Source organism: Arthrobacter sp. YC-RL1 (assembly GCF_001454985.1).
Taxonomy (GTDB): domain Bacteria; phylum Actinomycetota; class Actinomycetes; order Actinomycetales; family Micrococcaceae; genus Glutamicibacter; species Glutamicibacter soli.
The window spans coordinates 21,185-40,103 of record NZ_CP013297.1 but is presented as its reverse complement, the minus strand read 5'-3'; the positions used below and the strand labels follow the sequence as shown (position 1 = coordinate 40,103).

The 18,919-nt window shown below is 56.7% G+C and carries 6 protein-coding genes and 6 rRNA genes; 11 read left to right on the top strand and 1 reads right to left on the bottom strand.

Annotated elements, in window-relative coordinates:
• Positions 1–7: 7 nt before the first annotated feature.
• Together ATC04_RS00205 and panC are read left to right on the top strand one after the other, a co-directional pair.
• Positions 8–874, top strand: coding sequence for a DUF2520 domain-containing protein (locus tag ATC04_RS00205; RefSeq protein WP_047119041.1), 867 nt, complete (start codon positions 8–10; stop codon positions 872–874).
• A gap of 4 nt (positions 875–878) precedes the next feature.
• The gene (panC, locus tag ATC04_RS00200) at positions 879–1,745 is read left to right on the top strand and encodes a pantoate--beta-alanine ligase (protein WP_047119042.1); all 867 of its coding nucleotides are present in this window, start codon (positions 879–881) and stop codon (positions 1,743–1,745) included.
• On the opposite strand, the gene ATC04_RS00195 is transcribed toward panC, so the two are convergent.
• Positions 1,742–2,698 (bottom strand): nitronate monooxygenase, encoded by a 957-nt coding sequence (locus ATC04_RS00195; protein WP_047119043.1) that lies wholly within the window; start codon positions 2,696–2,698, stop codon positions 1,742–1,744. The two genes, panC and ATC04_RS00195, sit on opposite strands and share 4 nt — an antisense overlap.
• A 455-nt stretch (positions 2,699–3,153) precedes the next feature.
• Here ATC04_RS00195 and ATC04_RS00190 point away from each other — a divergent pair.
• From ATC04_RS00190 to ATC04_RS00150, 9 genes are all read left to right on the top strand, one after another.
• Positions 3,154–4,679, top strand: a 16S ribosomal RNA gene (locus ATC04_RS00190).
• A 580-nt stretch (positions 4,680–5,259) separates the two neighbouring features.
• A 23S ribosomal RNA gene (locus ATC04_RS00185) occupies positions 5,260–8,398 on the top strand.
• A 152-nt stretch (positions 8,399–8,550) separates the two neighbouring features.
• Positions 8,551–8,667, top strand: a 5S ribosomal RNA gene (gene rrf / locus ATC04_RS00180).
• The 16S, 23S and 5S rRNA genes sit together here, the layout of an rRNA operon.
• A 507-nt stretch (positions 8,668–9,174) precedes the next feature.
• The gene (locus tag ATC04_RS00175; protein ID WP_047117849.1) at positions 9,175–9,375 is read left to right on the top strand and encodes a helix-turn-helix domain-containing protein; all 201 of its coding nucleotides are present in this window, start codon (positions 9,175–9,177) and stop codon (positions 9,373–9,375) included.
• A 94-nt stretch (positions 9,376–9,469) separates the two neighbouring features.
• Positions 9,470–10,456 carry a HipA domain-containing protein gene (locus ATC04_RS00170; protein ID WP_353611640.1) on the top strand — a complete coding sequence of 329 codons (987 nt, stop codon included), beginning with the start codon at positions 9,470–9,472 and terminating at the stop codon, positions 10,454–10,456.
• Between the two features lie 1,827 nt (positions 10,457–12,283).
• Positions 12,284–13,809 (top strand): 16S ribosomal RNA (locus ATC04_RS00165).
• A 580-nt stretch (positions 13,810–14,389) separates the two neighbouring features.
• A 23S ribosomal RNA gene (locus tag ATC04_RS00160) occupies positions 14,390–17,528 on the top strand.
• Positions 17,529–17,680: 152 nt separating this feature from the next.
• A 5S ribosomal RNA gene (gene rrf / locus ATC04_RS00155) occupies positions 17,681–17,797 on the top strand.
• A gap of 262 nt (positions 17,798–18,059) precedes the next feature.
• Positions 18,060–18,842: an SDR family oxidoreductase gene (locus ATC04_RS00150; RefSeq protein WP_082123728.1), complete on the top strand. Its 783-nt coding sequence runs from the start codon at positions 18,060–18,062 to the stop codon at positions 18,840–18,842.
• Positions 18,843–18,919 lie beyond the last annotated feature (77 nt).

The window sequence follows — 18,919 nt, the reverse complement described above, 5'->3', positions numbered from 1 at the left end:
GTAGGACGTGGACGCACCACGCTTGGGAATCGGCATCATCTCCGCCGGCAAGGTCGGCACGGTGCTCGGCGCCGCCCTGGCCGCCAGCGGCCACCGGATCACCGGAATCCATGCGGTCTCGCAGGATTCGAAGGACCGCGCGGACGCGCTGCTGCCCGGGGTCGAGATCCTGGACCCGGCAGAGATCCTGCGGCGCAGCGAACTGGTGCTGTTCGCCGTGCCCGACGACGTGCTCGGCGAACTGGTGGCGGGGCTTGCCGCCGCAGGGCACTTCACCAGCGGGCAGCTGATTGCCCACACCGCCGGACGCTACGGCACCGGGATCCTGCAGCCGGCGCTGGATACCGGCGCCTTTGGGCTGGCCATCCACCCGGCCATGACCTTCACCGGCATGAGCATGGACCTGCAGCGGTTGACCGACTGCGTCTTCGCGGTGACTGCCGACGAGATCATGCTGCCGGTGGCCCAGGCGCTGGTGGTGGAGATGCGCGGGGAGCCGGTGGTCATCGCCGAGCAGGACCGCGTCAGCTACCACGCGGCGCTGGCCCACGCCGCCAACCACCTGAACACCATCACCGCGCAGTCCGCGGACATGCTGCGCCGCATCGGTGTCGAAGAGCCGTCGAATACGCTGCGCGCGCTGATGTACGCGAGCCTGGACAACGCGCTGCGCTCGGGAGCCGGTGCGCTGACCGGCCCGGTGTCCCGCGGGGACGTCGGAACGGTGCAGGCGCACCTGTCCGCGCTGGAATCCGATCCGGCGGAAACCAACGACAGCTACCGCAGCCTCTCGCGCGCCACCGCGCTGCGGGCGGCCGCCCGGGGCCTGATATCCCAGCCGACGCTTGAGGAACTGCTGCGAGTTCTAGAATAAGAGGGTGAAAACCCCAAAAATCGTCAAGACCCGCAGCGAATTGAAGGCAGCCATTGCCGAAGCAAACCCGGGGTCCCTGGGCTTTGTCCCGACCATGGGCGCCCTGCACGACGGGCACGCGTCGCTGTTCAAGGCGGCCCGCGAGGAAAACGAGCTCGTTGTCATCTCGGTCTTCGTGAACGAGCTGCAGTTCAACGACGCCGCCGACTACTCCAAGTACCCGCGCACCCTGGACTCCGACGTCCAGCTGGCCGCCGGCGCCGGCGTCGACATCGTGTTCGCGCCCGAGGCGCAGGAAATCTACCATGCGGGGCTGCCGCTGATCCGGCTGAATTCCGGTGCACTGGGCGAGATGTACGAGGGCGCCTCCCGCCCGGGGCATTTCGACGGGATGCTGGCCGTGGTGGCCAAGCTGCTGCACCTGGCCGACCCGCGCCAGGGCGAATACCGCGCCTACTTCGGGCAGAAGGACGCCCAGCAGGTCGTGCTGATCCAGCGTATGGTCGCCGACCTTGACTACGCGGTGCAGCTGCGTTCGGTGCCGATCGTGCGCAGCGAAAAAGGCTTGGCTCTGTCCAGCCGCAATGCGCTGCTCAACGAGGAACAGCTGCAGGCCGCCCTGGTGCTGCACCGGGCGATATCGCTGATCGCCGGCCGGGCAGCCCGCCACGAGCCGCTGAACCTGGAGGACGCCATCGGCATGTTCCAGATGGAGCCGCTGGTGGAGCTCGACTACTTCGTGGTGGTCGATCCGGCCAACCTGCAGGAACTGGCGTTCAACTGCCAGGACACCCCCTTCACCGGGGAGGGGCTGATCCTTGTCGCCGCCACCGTGGGCGGCGTGCGGCTGATCGACAACCAGCCGATCTAGGCGAAGCGCTGGGCGGCGTCCGACAGGATCCTGCGGAAGCCTCCCAGCTCGGCCAGCACCTCGGCGCAGGTTTCCTCGCGCTGGACGAATTCCACGGCTTGGCCCGCATAGACGGGGGCCAACGCCACGTCCGCTTCGGCGCGGGCGCGGACCATGCGTTCGCGCAGTTCCTCGGTGGCTTCCAGGGACACGAGGTCATCGGCGTAGCGGTTGCTGAAGTCATTGGCCAAGGCGCGGCCGCCGAACTCAGGGGCCCACGGCAGCTGCTGGGCTATGTCGAAGGCCCGGGTGTAGACGGTGTCATCCAGCCCCGAAGCGCGCACCGCTGCTTTCAGGTTCTCGTGTCCGCTGGCTTCCTTGGTGGACAGGAACCGGGTTCCGATCCAGGCCGCTTCGGCGCCGGCGGCAAGCACTGCGGCGATCCCCGCAGCGGTTCCGATGCCGCCAGCCGCAATCACCGGCTTCTGCGTCTGGGCGCAGGCCAGTTGCAGCAGCGGCAGCGTCCCGGATTTATTGCGGCCGTGTCCGCCGCCTTCGCCGCCCCGGGCGATGACGATGTCGATGTCGTCCTGCAGTGCACGTTCCAGGTCTGCGGCGTTGCCAACCTGCATGGCTGTCAGCACGCCCGCTTCGTGGGCCAAGGCCGCGGCGCGGGTGACATCGCCGAAGCTGATTGAAACCAGCGAGGGGCCGTACTCGAGAAACGATTCAAGCGGTGACAGGTCCGCCTCCAGCGCCCAACCCATGAAGCCGACACCCCAGGGAGTGTCGATCTCCGACACGTGGGATGCCTGGGCCTTGATCCACTCGGCAGTGGGCGCCGGGGAGACCCCGATCATCCCGACCCCGCCGGCCGCGCTGACGGCAGCGGCCATGGCACCACCTGCGGCTCCTGCCATGGAAGCATTGAAGATTGGTTCACGGTATCCAAGAAGTTTCTGCAGGTCGCTCATACGCCCAGACTAGATCAGCACCATGAATGTGACCTAGAACGCGGCCCGCCGATTTGAAACATCCGAAAATGACCTGTATAGTTTTTATCTGTTGCCGCAAGGGAAACAGCCCGAAATACACGAGCTGTTCACGCGGTGGCCAATCACTTTTCACTTGAAGATTTCGATCGATTTTGATCGGCTCACGAAGTCTGGTAAGCTTGAAAAGTTGCTCCGGAGCGAAGCAGCTCGAACCCTTCGGGTTCGGGATGCGGTGTCGAGAGTGTTTGTTGTTTGAGAACTCAATAGTGTGCCAAGTTTGTTGATACCAAATTATTTTTTGTTTGGTGAATACGAAACATTTTGCTTGGGATGATGCACCCCCGTGTGTTGTTCCGAGTGTTTTTATTCGCCAGGATTTCATCACCACGTGTGGCTCCGTCTTTTTCCGGTGGGGTTGTGGTGGCTTTTTGTTTTTTATGGAGAGTTTGATCCTGGCTCAGGATGAACGCTGGCGGCGTGCTTAACACATGCAAGTCGAACGATGAAGCCCAGCTTGCTGGGTGGATTAGTGGCGAACGGGTGAGTAACACGTGAGTAACCTGCCCCTGACTCTGGGATAAGCCCGGGAAACTGGGTCTAATACCGGATATGACTTTTGACCGCATGGTTGAGGGTGGAAAGATTTATCGGTTGGGGATGGACTCGCGGCCTATCAGCTTGTTGGTGAGGTAATGGCTCACCAAGGCGACGACGGGTAGCCGGCCTGAGAGGGTGACCGGCCACACTGGGACTGAGACACGGCCCAGACTCCTACGGGAGGCAGCAGTGGGGAATATTGCACAATGGGCGCAAGCCTGATGCAGCGACGCCGCGTGAGGGATGACGGCCTTCGGGTTGTAAACCTCTTTCAGTAGGGAAGAAGCGAAAGTGACGGTACCTGCAGAAGAAGCGCCGGCTAACTACGTGCCAGCAGCCGCGGTAATACGTAGGGTGCAAGCGTTATCCGGATTTATTGGGCGTAAAGAGCTCGTAGGCGGTTTGTCGCGTCTATCGTGAAAGTCCGAGGCTCAACCTCGGATCTGCGGTGGGTACGGGCAGACTAGAGTGATGTAGGGGAGACTGGAATTCCTGGTGTAGCGGTGAAATGCGCAGATATCAGGAGGAACACCGATGGCGAAGGCAGGTCTCTGGGCATTTACTGACGCTGAGGAGCGAAAGCATGGGGAGCGAACAGGATTAGATACCCTGGTAGTCCATGCCGTAAACGTTGGGCACTAGGTGTGGGGGACATTCCACGTTTTCCGCGCCGTAGCTAACGCATTAAGTGCCCCGCCTGGGGAGTACGGCCGCAAGGCTAAAACTCAAAGGAATTGACGGGGGCCCGCACAAGCGGCGGAGCATGCGGATTAATTCGATGCAACGCGAAGAACCTTACCAAGGCTTGACATGTTCCAGATCGCCTCAGAGATGGGGTTTCCCTTCGGGGCTGGTTCACAGGTGGTGCATGGTTGTCGTCAGCTCGTGTCGTGAGATGTTGGGTTAAGTCCCGCAACGAGCGCAACCCTCGTTCCATGTTGCCAGCGGGTTATGCCGGGGACTCATGGGAGACTGCCGGGGTCAACTCGGAGGAAGGTGGGGATGACGTCAAATCATCATGCCCCTTATGTCTTGGGCTTCACGCATGCTACAATGGCCGGTACAATGGGTTGCGATACTGTGAGGTGGAGCTAATCCCTAAAAGCCGGTCTCAGTTCGGATTGGGGTCTGCAACTCGACCCCATGAAGTCGGAGTCGCTAGTAATCGCAGATCAGCAACGCTGCGGTGAATACGTTCCCGGGCCTTGTACACACCGCCCGTCAAGTCACGAAAGTTGGTAACACCCGAAGCCGATGGCCTAACCACCTTGTGTGGGGGGAGTCGTCGAAGGTGGGACTGGCGATTGGGACTAAGTCGTAACAAGGTAGCCGTACCGGAAGGTGCGGCTGGATCACCTCCTTTCTAAGGAGCTAACCAGTTTTGGTTGCCCATGTCTGTGCCCGAGTGTGGTGCAGGTGGGTTGCTCGAGGGTGGAATGTCAATGAACTCAACACCGGGAAACGGGTTTTCGAGGGCGATCGTGTGGTTGTTTTCGGGGGTTCGGGTGTTGGCATGGTTTGTGTTGTGTGGCGTGTGTGGTTTAGTACGCAGTGCCGGCCCTCTTGTGGGGTTGGTGGTGTTGGAAGGGCGCATGGGTCGTGTGATGCGATAGATAATGTTTGGTGCACTGTTGGGTTTTGAGGCAACAAGCCTCCTGGCCGCCTGGTCCCTTTGTGGGGTTTGGTGGGTTGGGTGCTTGGTGTTTCGGTGTTTGTCCTGTGTCTGCTGGCATGGTGTCCTGGCTGGTCCTTTTGGGGCTGGTGTGTGGGGTGCTGTGGTTGGGGGTGCGGGGTTGTTGTTTGGGAACTGTATAGTGAACGCGAGCATCTTGCAGACAAGATGAGCTGTGCGTGCCTGTCCTGGGTGTGTGTGGTGTTTGAGTCTTGTTTGTAGTGATTTTGTTGATTGTTTTATAGCTCAATTTTTGAGAACTTTGTTTTGTGTTGAAGTTTTTAAGGGCGCACGGTGGATGCCTTGGCATCAAGAGCCGATGAAGGACGTGGGAATCTGCGATAAGCCTGGTGGAGTCGATAACCGGACGTTGAGGCCAGGATTTCCGAATGGGGGAACCCCGCACCATGTTATGTGGTGTGACCTGCAGCTGAATGTATAGGCTGTGTGGAGGGAACGCGGGGAAGTGAAACATCTCAGTACCCGCAGGAAGAGAAAACAATAGTGATTCCGTTAGTAGTGGCGAGCGAACGCGGATGGGGCTAAACCGGTTGGTGTGTGATAGCGGATAGGCGTTGCATCATCGGGGTTGTGGGGTCCACATGTACCAGTTCTATCTACGCTGGTGGGATGAGGTGCAGGCGTATAGGTGAATCGGTTGGAATGCCGGACCAGAGAGGGTGATAGTCCCGTAGGTGTAATGCGTGTCTGCCGTTCTTGTGTGGATGCCCGAGTAGCACGGGGCCCGTGAAACCTTGTGTGAATCTGCCAGGACCACCTGGTAAGCCTGAATACTACTTGATGACCGATAGTGAATCAGTACCGTGAGGGAATGGTGAAAAGTACCCCGGGAGGGGAGTGAAATAGTACCTGAAACCGTGCGCTTACAATCCGTTAGAGCAGCCACTTGTGGTTGTGATGGCGTGCCTTTTGAAGAATGAGCCTGCGAGTTAGTGTTACGTCGCGAGGTTAACCCGTGGGGGGAAGCCGTAGCGAAAGCGAGTCTGAATAGGGCGAGTGAGTGGCGTGATCTAGACCCGAAGCGAAGTGATCTACCCATGGCCAGGTTGAAGCGCGTGTAAGAGCGTGTGGAGGACCGAACCCACTTCAGTTGAAAATGGAGGGGATGAGCTGTGGGTAGGGGTGAAAGGCCAATCAAACTTCGTGATAGCTGGTTCTCCCCGAAATGCATTTAGGTGCAGCGTTGCGTGTTTCTTGCTGGAGGTAGAGCTACTGGATAGGCGATGGGCCCTACAAGGTTACTGACCTTAGCCAAACTCCGAATGCCGGTAAGTCAGAGCGCAGCAGTGAGACTGTGGGGGATAAGCTTCATAGTCGAGAGGGAAACAGCCCAGAACGCCAACTAAGGCCCCTAAGCGTGTGCTAAGTGGGAAAGGATGTGGAGTTGCTGTGACAACCAGGAGGTTGGCTTAGAAGCAGCCACCCTTGAAAGAGTGCGTAATAGCTCACTGGTCAAGTGATTCCGCGCCGATAATGTAGCGGGGCTCAAGCACACCGCCGAAGTTGCGTCATTCAAACATGTCATTGGCCTTTGTGGTCCAGTGGTTTGGATGGGTAGGGGAGCGTCGTGTGGACGGTGAAGTCGCGGTGGAAACCAGCGGTGGAGGCCACACGAGTGAGAATGCAGGCATGAGTAGCGAATGACGGGTGAGAAACCCGTCCGCCGAATGATCAAGGGTTCCAGGGTCAAGCTAATCTGCCCTGGGTTAGTCGGGACCTAAGGCGAGGCCGACAGGCGTAGTCGATGGACAACGGGTTGATATTCCCGTACCGGCGAAGGACCGCCCATACTGAGCAATGGATGCTAACCATGACGGATTCCAGCGTTGATGCCTTTTAGGTGTCTTGTTGGTTGGTGTGGTGGGAACCGATGTTGTGAGGTCAGCGTATTAACAGGTGTGACGCAGGAAGGTAGCCGAGCCAGGCAATGGAATTGACCTGGTCCAAGGGTGTAGGAAGAACGGTAGGCAAATCCGCTGTTCATTGTTTCTGAGACCTGATAGGCGCCCCGTTTGTGGGGTGATTCGGTGATCCTATGCTGCCTAGAAAAGCATCGGCGCGAGGTCCCAGTCCGCCCGTACCCTAAACCGACACAGGTGATCAGGTAGAGAATACTAAGGCGATCGAGAGAATCATGGTTAAGGAACTCGGCAAAATGCCCCCGTAACTTCGGAAGAAGGGGGGCCTGCCCCGTGATGGAGACTTGCTCTCCGGATGCGGGTGTGGGCCGCAGAGACCAGGGGGAAGCGACTGTTTACTAAAAACACAGGTCCGTGCGAAGTCGCAAGACGATGTATACGGACTGACTCCTGCCCGGTGCTGGAAGGTTAAGAGGACCGGTTAGCACACTTGTGTGCGAAGCTGAGAATTTAAGCCCCAGTAAACGGCGGTGGTAACTATAACCATCCTAAGGTAGCGAAATTCCTTGTCGGGTAAGTTCCGACCTGCACGAATGGAGTAACGACTTCCCCGCTGTCTCAACCATGAACTCGGCGAAATTGCAGTACGAGTAAAGATGCTCGTTACGCGCAGCAGGACGGAAAGACCCCGAGACCTTTACTATAGTTTGGTATTGGTGTTCGGTGCAGCTTGTGTAGGATAGGTGGGAGACTGTGAAGCTCGGACGCTAGTTCGGGTGGAGTCATCGTTGAAATACCACTCTGGCTGTACCGGTCACCTAACTTCGGACCATGATCTGGTTCAGGGACAGTGCCTGATGGGTAGTTTAACTGGGGCGGTTGCCTCCTAAAATGTAACGGAGGCGCCCAAAGGTTCCCTCAGCCTGGTTGGCAATCAGGTGTTGAGTGTAAGTGCACAAGGGAGCTTGACTGTGAGAGTGACAGCTCGAGCAGGGACGAAAGTCGGGACTAGTGATCCGGCGGCACCTCGTGGAAGGGCCGTCGCTCAACGGATAAAAGGTACCTCGGGGATAACAGGCTGATCTTGCCCAAGAGTCCATATCGACGGCATGGTTTGGCACCTCGATGTCGGCTCGTCGCATCCTGGGGCTGGAGTAGGTCCCAAGGGTTGGGCTGTTCGCCCATTAAAGCGGTACGCGAGCTGGGTTTAGAACGTCGTGAGACAGTTCGGTCCCTATCCGCTGCGCGCGTTGGAAATTTGAGAAGGGCTGTCCTTAGTACGAGAGGACCGGGACGGACGAACCTCTGGTGTGTCAGTTGTACTGCCAAGTGCATCGCTGATTAGCTACGTTTGGAAGGGATAACCGCTGAAAGCATCTAAGCGGGAAGCCTGCTTCGAGATGAGATTTCCATCCACTTTGTGTGGGTGAGGCCCCCAGCTAGATTACTGGGTTGATAGGCAGGATGTGGAAGCAAGGACCAAAGACTTGTGTAGCTGACCTGTACTAATAGGCCGATGGCTTACAACACACTATCAAAACAGTGTGTCAACAAAATACGTTTTTCTGATTGTTCGCGTTCACTATGCGGTTACGAGACAACAACCTCGAACCACAAAAAGTAAGAGACTTTGCAAGGACGAATCCACCGGATTACCAGTGGTTTGTGTGCTTCGTGATTGTTACGGCGGTCATAGCGTGGGGGAAACGCCCGGTCCCATACCGAACCCGGAAGCTAAGGCCCATTGCGCCGATGGTACTGCACTCGTGAGGGTGTGGGAGAGTAGGTCACCGCCGGACTTAACTTGTGGTGGGAGGCTCCAACAGTGTTGGGGCCTTCTGCTGTTTAACCGGTGGATCCACCTGGCCGGGACGGCCTGGCTGGGTGGCTGGTGCGGTGGGGGAGCGGTGGCTCCCCCGTTTTGTTGTTTAAGCGGGGGTTTTCGGTGGCGGCGCGGTGCCTTCTGGGCGGTTTGGGGTGCTGTCCTGCGGCCGGCCCCGTGGGGATGGCGTGGGGCAAGGCAGTTTGGTAGTGGGGGAGCAGAAGTTCCCCCGTTTTCCTGTTTAAGCGGAGTTCAGCTGCAAGGTTAACTTTTAGTGCTCTGTGTCGAGTTGTCCAATACCGGGACTCGGCCCCTCAAGCTGCGGAGCTTATGTTGGCAGTATTCTGCTGATTAGCTAGTCGAAATCTATGAACCTTGAGTTGGCGATGCTAATTCGGCAGTATTCTACCGAATTGTTTACCTCTTGAGGCTATGATGATTAGACTGCTACTTACGGCGATATTCTGCCGGTCTGGAGATTCTCATGAGTTCATTGTCGGAGATCGGCGCAGTGATTCAATCAGTGCGTAAGGAGAACGGCCTTACTCAGGAACAGCTTGCCGACCTGGCGGGAATCTCTGAACGAACATTGAGATCGATGGAAAGTGGGCAGGGCAACCCATCTTTTAGCGCCGTTGTTTCAACTGCATCCGTATTGGGAATAAAGCTCATGGTGGAGAAGTGACCTACGAACTTCAGGATCTCAAACAAGTACAAGAGGCGGATGTCTACTACGAGGATGTATTGCCGGGAAGCTAGTTCGACGTCAAGACGGCAGCGTGGTGTTCTCCTACTCCGACTCATATTTGGCTTCGGGTGCACCGCGCATTGCATCCTCTTTGCCGACCCGCGAAGGGCCGTATACCGGCGCACGGGGTGCCCTTCCCTCCTTCTTCTCAGGGATGCTTCCTGAGGGTCACAGGCTCACAGTGCTGAAGCATGCGGCTAAGACGAGCATGTCAGACGAGCTGACACTGCTCATGATCGTAGGGGCGGATACACCGGGCAACGTCAGCATCGTCCCTGCCGGAACAGCGCTGACGCAACCGCCGGCACTTGCAGAATTTTTGAAACCTTCTGAACTGGACTTCACAGCCTTGGCGAAGTCGCTTGATCTGCACTCAATTCCTGGGGTTCAGGAAAAGATCAGCGCCACGATGCTTACTACGCCGATGTCATTGGCTGGGAATGCATACATGCTCAAATTGGATCCACGCGATCATCCACATCTCATCGTAAATGAAGCAGCACCTCTCGCTGCAGCAAGGTTTCTGAAACTCCCTGTCGTGAAGAGCAAGCTGGTCCATGACGCGCATCAACTTGGAGGACTGCTGGTTGAACGTTTCGGCAGAGTGTACAGAGCTGGTGTATCTGGATCGAAGAAGTTGGCATTGGATGACGCTACGCAGGTGCTGAACCCTCCACCGAGCGCGAAGTACTTGGTAACCTCCGAGGAAGTATCCGAAGCCCTGGCTCGGAATTGGCACGCTCGACTCCTTGCCAAGAGGAACCTCTACATTCAGTTTCTCTTCGCATGGCTCAGTGGCAACGGTGACTTACATGGAAAGAACGTATCCATGCTGGCTGGCCAAGACGGACGCTTCGCGATTGCACCAATTTACGATGTTCCGTGCACTTTAATCTATGGCGACGATACATTGGCCCTCACGGTTGCGGGCAAGACAAAGAACCTCCGCCGTAAGCACTGGGAAGAGTTTGCGCGGGTACTCGGCCTGACCGATAAAGCCGCAGCTTCCGCAAACTAGCTGGCCCTGAGGGCAGCGAACAGCATCGACCTGAGCGCGCTTCCTTTCAGTGGATCTCCTCTACGCGGGACACAAAGGGAGCTGCGTTTTCGCCGGCTAGCAGTCAGCTGAAGCATCAGTCGTTACATGCTCGGTGCTATTCTCGGGAAATCTTCTTCGGGCGCTAGTTCTCTTGGCTCGTTCGTAGCCAAACGAGCAGTCTTGGGCAGAGGTAGCCAGTTTCATCGTTGATCCTGCTGTGGCGCGAAGGCGGAACGGTTGCTCGCCCCATACTGGCGTTCCTTGGACGAGTGGTGTCCACAAAACTGAATGATCGAGCGTTGGCGAACACTAGTTTGCATGCACACCTGTTGTTGGCCGGGAATCCAGGTTCACGCCATACGTTGCCTTCGCCGAGCTAGCACACTCTTTCGCTCATGCATTACTATCGAACCCGCATCACGGCAGATCTGCTGGCCTGAGGGCAGGCAACGGTCAAAGACCTCTTATCGGTGTGAATATCTGCAAACTGCAGGGGAAATCGTCCAGCATGTTGCCCAGAAGGCCACGGCGTTCTACCTATGGTAGGGCCGAGACTAATTTACGCGCCTTGGTCTGAAGCTGGCGCTGAACGGGCAACAGAGGTTCTAGAAGCCTTTCGCCCCGATGGGCAGCGCCGGCTATCGGAAGCACAGCAGGCCCGCACGCTTCGCTTCCAGCCACATGCCATACTCCGTCTTGCCAACCATACCTTTGCAAGTAGACGGATCGAAAGTACGTTCGAGTGAGCCAGTCGTGGTTCCCTGCGGGTAACTGCAGCTCCGGCAACCGGAGGCTCTTGACTTCGAACCGCGGCGGAAGCAACCCGATCAATAGATGCTGCCGGGCGCTCACAGGTGTTGGCGGGTTGCCAGAATGCCGGTGCCAGCAGAACCGATGTACTACGAGATATTGCAACTGCGCAGAATTGGCAAGGTCGTTTGGAAGAACGATCATGAGCTCTGCACCGTGACTGAAGTTTGGGCAGAGCGCGGCGAAGTACTGGTGCAATATTGAGACTGCCTAAGAGTGCCCCATCAAAATCATTGGAAGCAGGGATCTTAATACAGGCTCCCCAGATGCAGCAGGCTGTCGTGCACGGGGTGGGAGTCTTATGGGCCTTCGCCGGCAAGGACGTTTCGCAAGTTTCCGGAAGGTGATTCCAGGAGCGTGAAAGGGCCGGCCCGGGGTCGGGCGGAATCCACACTGTAGATTGCTGCCCATCAGTCGACTGGGCTCGTTATTGCTTCCTGCGCCTATGGGCATACAAAAAACATCGATTATCGGGATCCAGAAATGGCCTCGTTTTTATGTGTCCACGCTCACCGCCCCGCAGCACCCCGCCGATTTGCAGACCCCCGACAACCCGTGTATAGTTTTTCCTTGTCGCCACGAGCCGGACGGAACACCAACCGACCAGGACGAGGCGGCGAAAACCCCGGAAAATCAAGGTTTTCCACACCATGTGTGGATAAGCTGGAATTGAATGGGAATCAAAGAATACTGGTTCAAATCACAAAGAATCGATTTGACTTTCAGAATTCAATGATTATAGAATATGAATATAACGCTGGACGATATCGCCTCCTGGAATAGGGGTGGCGGAGAACCGGTAAGTGTTTGTTGTTTGAGAACTCAATAGTGTGCCAAGTTTGTTGATACCAAATTATTTTTTGTTTGGTGAATACGAAACATTTTGCTTGGGATGATGCACCCCCGTGTGTTGTTCCGAGTGTTTTTATTCGCCAGGATTTCATCACCACGTGTGGCTCCGTCTTTTTCCGGTGGGGTTGTGGTGGCTTTTTGTTTTTTATGGAGAGTTTGATCCTGGCTCAGGATGAACGCTGGCGGCGTGCTTAACACATGCAAGTCGAACGATGAAGCCCAGCTTGCTGGGTGGATTAGTGGCGAACGGGTGAGTAACACGTGAGTAACCTGCCCCTGACTCTGGGATAAGCCCGGGAAACTGGGTCTAATACCGGATATGACTTTTGACCGCATGGTTGAGGGTGGAAAGATTTATCGGTTGGGGATGGACTCGCGGCCTATCAGCTTGTTGGTGAGGTAATGGCTCACCAAGGCGACGACGGGTAGCCGGCCTGAGAGGGTGACCGGCCACACTGGGACTGAGACACGGCCCAGACTCCTACGGGAGGCAGCAGTGGGGAATATTGCACAATGGGCGCAAGCCTGATGCAGCGACGCCGCGTGAGGGATGACGGCCTTCGGGTTGTAAACCTCTTTCAGTAGGGAAGAAGCGAAAGTGACGGTACCTGCAGAAGAAGCGCCGGCTAACTACGTGCCAGCAGCCGCGGTAATACGTAGGGTGCAAGCGTTATCCGGATTTATTGGGCGTAAAGAGCTCGTAGGCGGTTTGTCGCGTCTATCGTGAAAGTCCGAGGCTCAACCTCGGATCTGCGGTGGGTACGGGCAGACTAGAGTGATGTAGGGGAGACTGGAATTCCTGGTGTAGCGGTGAAATGCGCAGATATCAGGAGGAACACCGATGGCGAAGGCAGGTCTCTGGGCATTTACTGACGCTGAGGAGCGAAAGCATGGGGAGCGAACAGGATTAGATACCCTGGTAGTCCATGCCGTAAACGTTGGGCACTAGGTGTGGGGGACATTCCACGTTTTCCGCGCCGTAGCTAACGCATTAAGTGCCCCGCCTGGGGAGTACGGCCGCAAGGCTAAAACTCAAAGGAATTGACGGGGGCCCGCACAAGCGGCGGAGCATGCGGATTAATTCGATGCAACGCGAAGAACCTTACCAAGGCTTGACATGTTCCAGATCGCCTCAGAGATGGGGTTTCCCTTCGGGGCTGGTTCACAGGTGGTGCATGGTTGTCGTCAGCTCGTGTCGTGAGATGTTGGGTTAAGTCCCGCAACGAGCGCAACCCTCGTTCCATGTTGCCAGCGGGTTATGCCGGGGACTCATGGGAGACTGCCGGGGTCAACTCGGAGGAAGGTGGGGATGACGTCAAATCATCATGCCCCTTATGTCTTGGGCTTCACGCATGCTACAATGGCCGGTACAATGGGTTGCGATACTGTGAGGTGGAGCTAATCCCTAAAAGCCGGTCTCAGTTCGGATTGGGGTCTGCAACTCGACCCCATGAAGTCGGAGTCGCTAGTAATCGCAGATCAGCAACGCTGCGGTGAATACGTTCCCGGGCCTTGTACACACCGCCCGTCAAGTCACGAAAGTTGGTAACACCCGAAGCCGATGGCCTAACCACCTTGTGTGGGGGGAGTCGTCGAAGGTGGGACTGGCGATTGGGACTAAGTCGTAACAAGGTAGCCGTACCGGAAGGTGCGGCTGGATCACCTCCTTTCTAAGGAGCTAACCAGTTTTGGTTGCCCATGTCTGTGCCCGAGTGTGGTGCAGGTGGGTTGCTCGAGGGTGGAATGTCAATGAACTCAACACCGGGAAACGGGTTTTCGAGGGCGATCGTGTGGTTGTTTTCGGGGGTTCGGGTGTTGGCATGGTTTGTGTTGTGTGGCGTGTGTGGTTTAGTACGCAGTGCCGGCCCTCTTGTGGGGTTGGTGGTGTTGGAAGGGCGCATGGGTCGTGTGATGCGATAGATAATGTTTGGTGCACTGTTGGGTTTTGAGGCAACAAGCCTCCTGGCCGCCTGGTCCCTTTGTGGGGTTTGGTGGGTTGGGTGCTTGGTGTTTCGGTGTTTGTCCTGTGTCTGCTGGCATGGTGTCCTGGCTGGTCCTTTTGGGGCTGGTGTGTGGGGTGCTGTGGTTGGGGGTGCGGGGTTGTTGTTTGGGAACTGTATAGTGAACGCGAGCATCTTGCAGACAAGATGAGCTGTGCGTGCCTGTCCTGGGTGTGTGTGGTGTTTGAGTCTTGTTTGTAGTGATTTTGTTGATTGTTTTATAGCTCAATTTTTGAGAACTTTGTTTTGTGTTGAAGTTTTTAAGGGCGCACGGTGGATGCCTTGGCATCAAGAGCCGATGAAGGACGTGGGAATCTGCGATAAGCCTGGTGGAGTCGATAACCGGACGTTGAGGCCAGGATTTCCGAATGGGGGAACCCCGCACCATGTTATGTGGTGTGACCTGCAGCTGAATGTATAGGCTGTGTGGAGGGAACGCGGGGAAGTGAAACATCTCAGTACCCGCAGGAAGAGAAAACAATAGTGATTCCGTTAGTAGTGGCGAGCGAACGCGGATGGGGCTAAACCGGTTGGTGTGTGATAGCGGATAGGCGTTGCATCATCGGGGTTGTGGGGTCCACATGTACCAGTTCTATCTACGCTGGTGGGATGAGGTGCAGGCGTATAGGTGAATCGGTTGGAATGCCGGACCAGAGAGGGTGATAGTCCCGTAGGTGTAATGCGTGTCTGCCGTTCTTGTGTGGATGCCCGAGTAGCACGGGGCCCGTGAAACCTTGTGTGAATCTGCCAGGACCACCTGGTAAGCCTGAATACTACTTGATGACCGATAGTGAATCAGTACCGTGAGGGAATGGTGAAAAGTACCCCGGGAGGGGAGTGAAATAGTACCTGAAACCGTGCGCTTACAATCCGTTAGAGCAGCCACTTGTGGTTGTGATGGCGTGCCTTTTGAAGAATGAGCCTGCGAGTTAGTGTTACGTCGCGAGGTTAACCCGTGGGGGGAAGCCGTAGCGAAAGCGAGTCTGAATAGGGCGAGTGAGTGGCGTGATCTAGACCCGAAGCGAAGTGATCTACCCATGGCCAGGTTGAAGCGCGTGTAAGAGCGTGTGGAGGACCGAACCCACTTCAGTTGAAAATGGAGGGGATGAGCTGTGGGTAGGGGTGAAAGGCCAATCAAACTTCGTGATAGCTGGTTCTCCCCGAAATGCATTTAGGTGCAGCGTTGCGTGTTTCTTGCTGGAGGTAGAGCTACTGGATAGGCGATGGGCCCTACAAGGTTACTGACCTTAGCCAAACTCCGAATGCCGGTAAGTCAGAGCGCAGCAGTGAGACTGTGGGGGATAAGCTTCATAGTCGAGAGGGAAACAGCCCAGAACGCCAACTAAGGCCCCTAAGCGTGTGCTAAGTGGGAAAGGATGTGGAGTTGCTGTGACAACCAGGAGGTTGGCTTAGAAGCAGCCACCCTTGAAAGAGTGCGTAATAGCTCACTGGTCAAGTGATTCCGCGCCGATAATGTAGCGGGGCTCAAGCACACCGCCGAAGTTGCGTCATTCAAACATGTCATTGGCCTTTGTGGTCCAGTGGTTTGGATGGGTAGGGGAGCGTCGTGTGGACGGTGAAGTCGCGGTGGAAACCAGCGGTGGAGGCCACACGAGTGAGAATGCAGGCATGAGTAGCGAATGACGGGTGAGAAACCCGTCCGCCGAATGATCAAGGGTTCCAGGGTCAAGCTAATCTGCCCTGGGTTAGTCGGGACCTAAGGCGAGGCCGACAGGCGTAGTCGATGGACAACGGGTTGATATTCCCGTACCGGCGAAGGACCGCCCATACTGAGCAATGGATGCTAACCATGACGGATTCCAGCGTTGATGCCTTTTAGGTGTCTTGTTGGTTGGTGTGGTGGGAACCGATGTTGTGAGGTCAGCGTATTAACAGGTGTGACGCAGGAAGGTAGCCGAGCCAGGCAATGGAATTGACCTGGTCCAAGGGTGTAGGAAGAACGGTAGGCAAATCCGCTGTTCATTGTTTCTGAGACCTGATAGGCGCCCCGTTTGTGGGGTGATTCGGTGATCCTATGCTGCCTAGAAAAGCATCGGCGCGAGGTCCCAGTCCGCCCGTACCCTAAACCGACACAGGTGATCAGGTAGAGAATACTAAGGCGATCGAGAGAATCATGGTTAAGGAACTCGGCAAAATGCCCCCGTAACTTCGGAAGAAGGGGGGCCTGCCCCGTGATGGAGACTTGCTCTCCGGATGCGGGTGTGGGCCGCAGAGACCAGGGGGAAGCGACTGTTTACTAAAAACACAGGTCCGTGCGAAGTCGCAAGACGATGTATACGGACTGACTCCTGCCCGGTGCTGGAAGGTTAAGAGGACCGGTTAGCACACTTGTGTGCGAAGCTGAGAATTTAAGCCCCAGTAAACGGCGGTGGTAACTATAACCATCCTAAGGTAGCGAAATTCCTTGTCGGGTAAGTTCCGACCTGCACGAATGGAGTAACGACTTCCCCGCTGTCTCAACCATGAACTCGGCGAAATTGCAGTACGAGTAAAGATGCTCGTTACGCGCAGCAGGACGGAAAGACCCCGAGACCTTTACTATAGTTTGGTATTGGTGTTCGGTGCAGCTTGTGTAGGATAGGTGGGAGACTGTGAAGCTCGGACGCTAGTTCGGGTGGAGTCATCGTTGAAATACCACTCTGGCTGTACCGGTCACCTAACTTCGGACCATGATCTGGTTCAGGGACAGTGCCTGATGGGTAGTTTAACTGGGGCGGTTGCCTCCTAAAATGTAACGGAGGCGCCCAAAGGTTCCCTCAGCCTGGTTGGCAATCAGGTGTTGAGTGTAAGTGCACAAGGGAGCTTGACTGTGAGAGTGACAGCTCGAGCAGGGACGAAAGTCGGGACTAGTGATCCGGCGGCACCTCGTGGAAGGGCCGTCGCTCAACGGATAAAAGGTACCTCGGGGATAACAGGCTGATCTTGCCCAAGAGTCCATATCGACGGCATGGTTTGGCACCTCGATGTCGGCTCGTCGCATCCTGGGGCTGGAGTAGGTCCCAAGGGTTGGGCTGTTCGCCCATTAAAGCGGTACGCGAGCTGGGTTTAGAACGTCGTGAGACAGTTCGGTCCCTATCCGCTGCGCGCGTTGGAAATTTGAGAAGGGCTGTCCTTAGTACGAGAGGACCGGGACGGACGAACCTCTGGTGTGTCAGTTGTACTGCCAAGTGCATCGCTGATTAGCTACGTTTGGAAGGGATAACCGCTGAAAGCATCTAAGCGGGAAGCCTGCTTCGAGATGAGATTTCCATCCACTTTGTGTGGGTGAGGCCCCCAGCTAGATTACTGGGTTGATAGGCAGGATGTGGAAGCAAGGACCAAAGACTTGTGTAGCTGACCTGTACTAATAGGCCGATGGCTTACAACACACTATCAAAACAGTGTGTCAACAAAATACGTTTTTCTGATTGTTCGCGTTCACTATGCGGTTACGAGACAACAACCTCGAACCACAAAAAGTAAGAGACTTTGCAAGGACGAATCCACCGGATTACCAGTGGTTTGTGTGCTTCGTGATTGTTACGGCGGTCATAGCGTGGGGGAAACGCCCGGTCCCATACCGAACCCGGAAGCTAAGGCCCATTGCGCCGATGGTACTGCACTCGTGAGGGTGTGGGAGAGTAGGTCACCGCCGGACTTAACTTGGTGCGTGTGGTCCTGGACTTGTCAGTCCGGGGCCGCACGTGGTTAACGGGAGGCCCTGACACGTCATGTGTCGGGGCCTCCCGCTATTTAAAACCCCGATTCCGGGCCGATAATTGACTTAGACAATGGAGTTCCGGACCAAGATTGATTTCCTGCTAAACGCCTTTTTGTCGCTAACCTGTTCTTAAGCGCTCACCGCGAACTCATTTCCGCGGTTCAGCGACAGACATCGAGATGAATCGAGGACTCAGGTTTTGAGAACTTACATCGTAACTGGAGCAGGATCCGGAATCGGCATGGCAACCGCAGAACTTCTGCGCGAACGCGGCCAGAAGGTGATCGGCGTGGACCTTCGCGGTGCTGAAATCACCGCAGATCTCTCTACCCCCGAGGGACGCAAGGCTGCCATTGAAGAGACGCTGCGCTTGAGCGAGGGCAAGATCGACGCAGTGATCGCAGCTGCTGGCATTTCCGCTCCCAAGGCGCTGACCGTTGCCGTCAACTTCTTCGGCGTCACCCAGTACCTCGAGGGACTGCTGCCGGCACTGTCTCAGTCCGAGGCCCCACGCGTTGCCGTGGTGTCCTCGATGGCGTCGCTGCAGCCGAACTCGGTCGAGCTTGTCGACGCCCTGCTGTCGGGCGACGAAGACGCTGCACTGGCCATCGGCAAGTCCCTGGAAGAGCAGGGCCCGAGGACTGGCTACCTGAACTACCCGTCGTCCAAGCGTGCCCTCAGCCGCTGGGTCCGCCGCGAATGCATCACCCCCGCCTGGGCCGGCGCCGGCATCCCGCTGAACGCCGTGGCGCCAGGCACCGTGATCACCAACATGACGCGCGAGATGCTTTCGACCGAAGAGGGCCGTGCCGGCGTTGACGCCCACGTGCCAATGCCGCTGAACTACCACTCGGAAGCGGTTGTCATCGCCAAGCTGCTGCTCTGGCTGACCAGCGAGGAAAACACCCACGTCACCGGCCAGACCATCTACATCGACGGCGGCGCGGATGCCTCGCTGCGCGGCGATGATATCTGGAGCTGATTCTAGGCACGCGAAGCCTGCTGACCGCAGCGAACTGTTGCGGATTTCAGGCTTTCCCATGTATCTGCTGCCCCGAA

Excerpts from the sequence above, each read along its gene's own strand:
- ATC04_RS00195 (WP_047119043.1), bottom strand. The coding sequence starts at position 2,698 with ATGAGCGACCTGCAGAAACTTCTTGGATACCGTGAACCAATCTTCAAT.
- ATC04_RS00175 (WP_047117849.1), top strand. The coding sequence starts at position 9,175 with ATGAGTTCATTGTCGGAGATCGGCGCAGTGATTCAATCAGTGCGTAAG.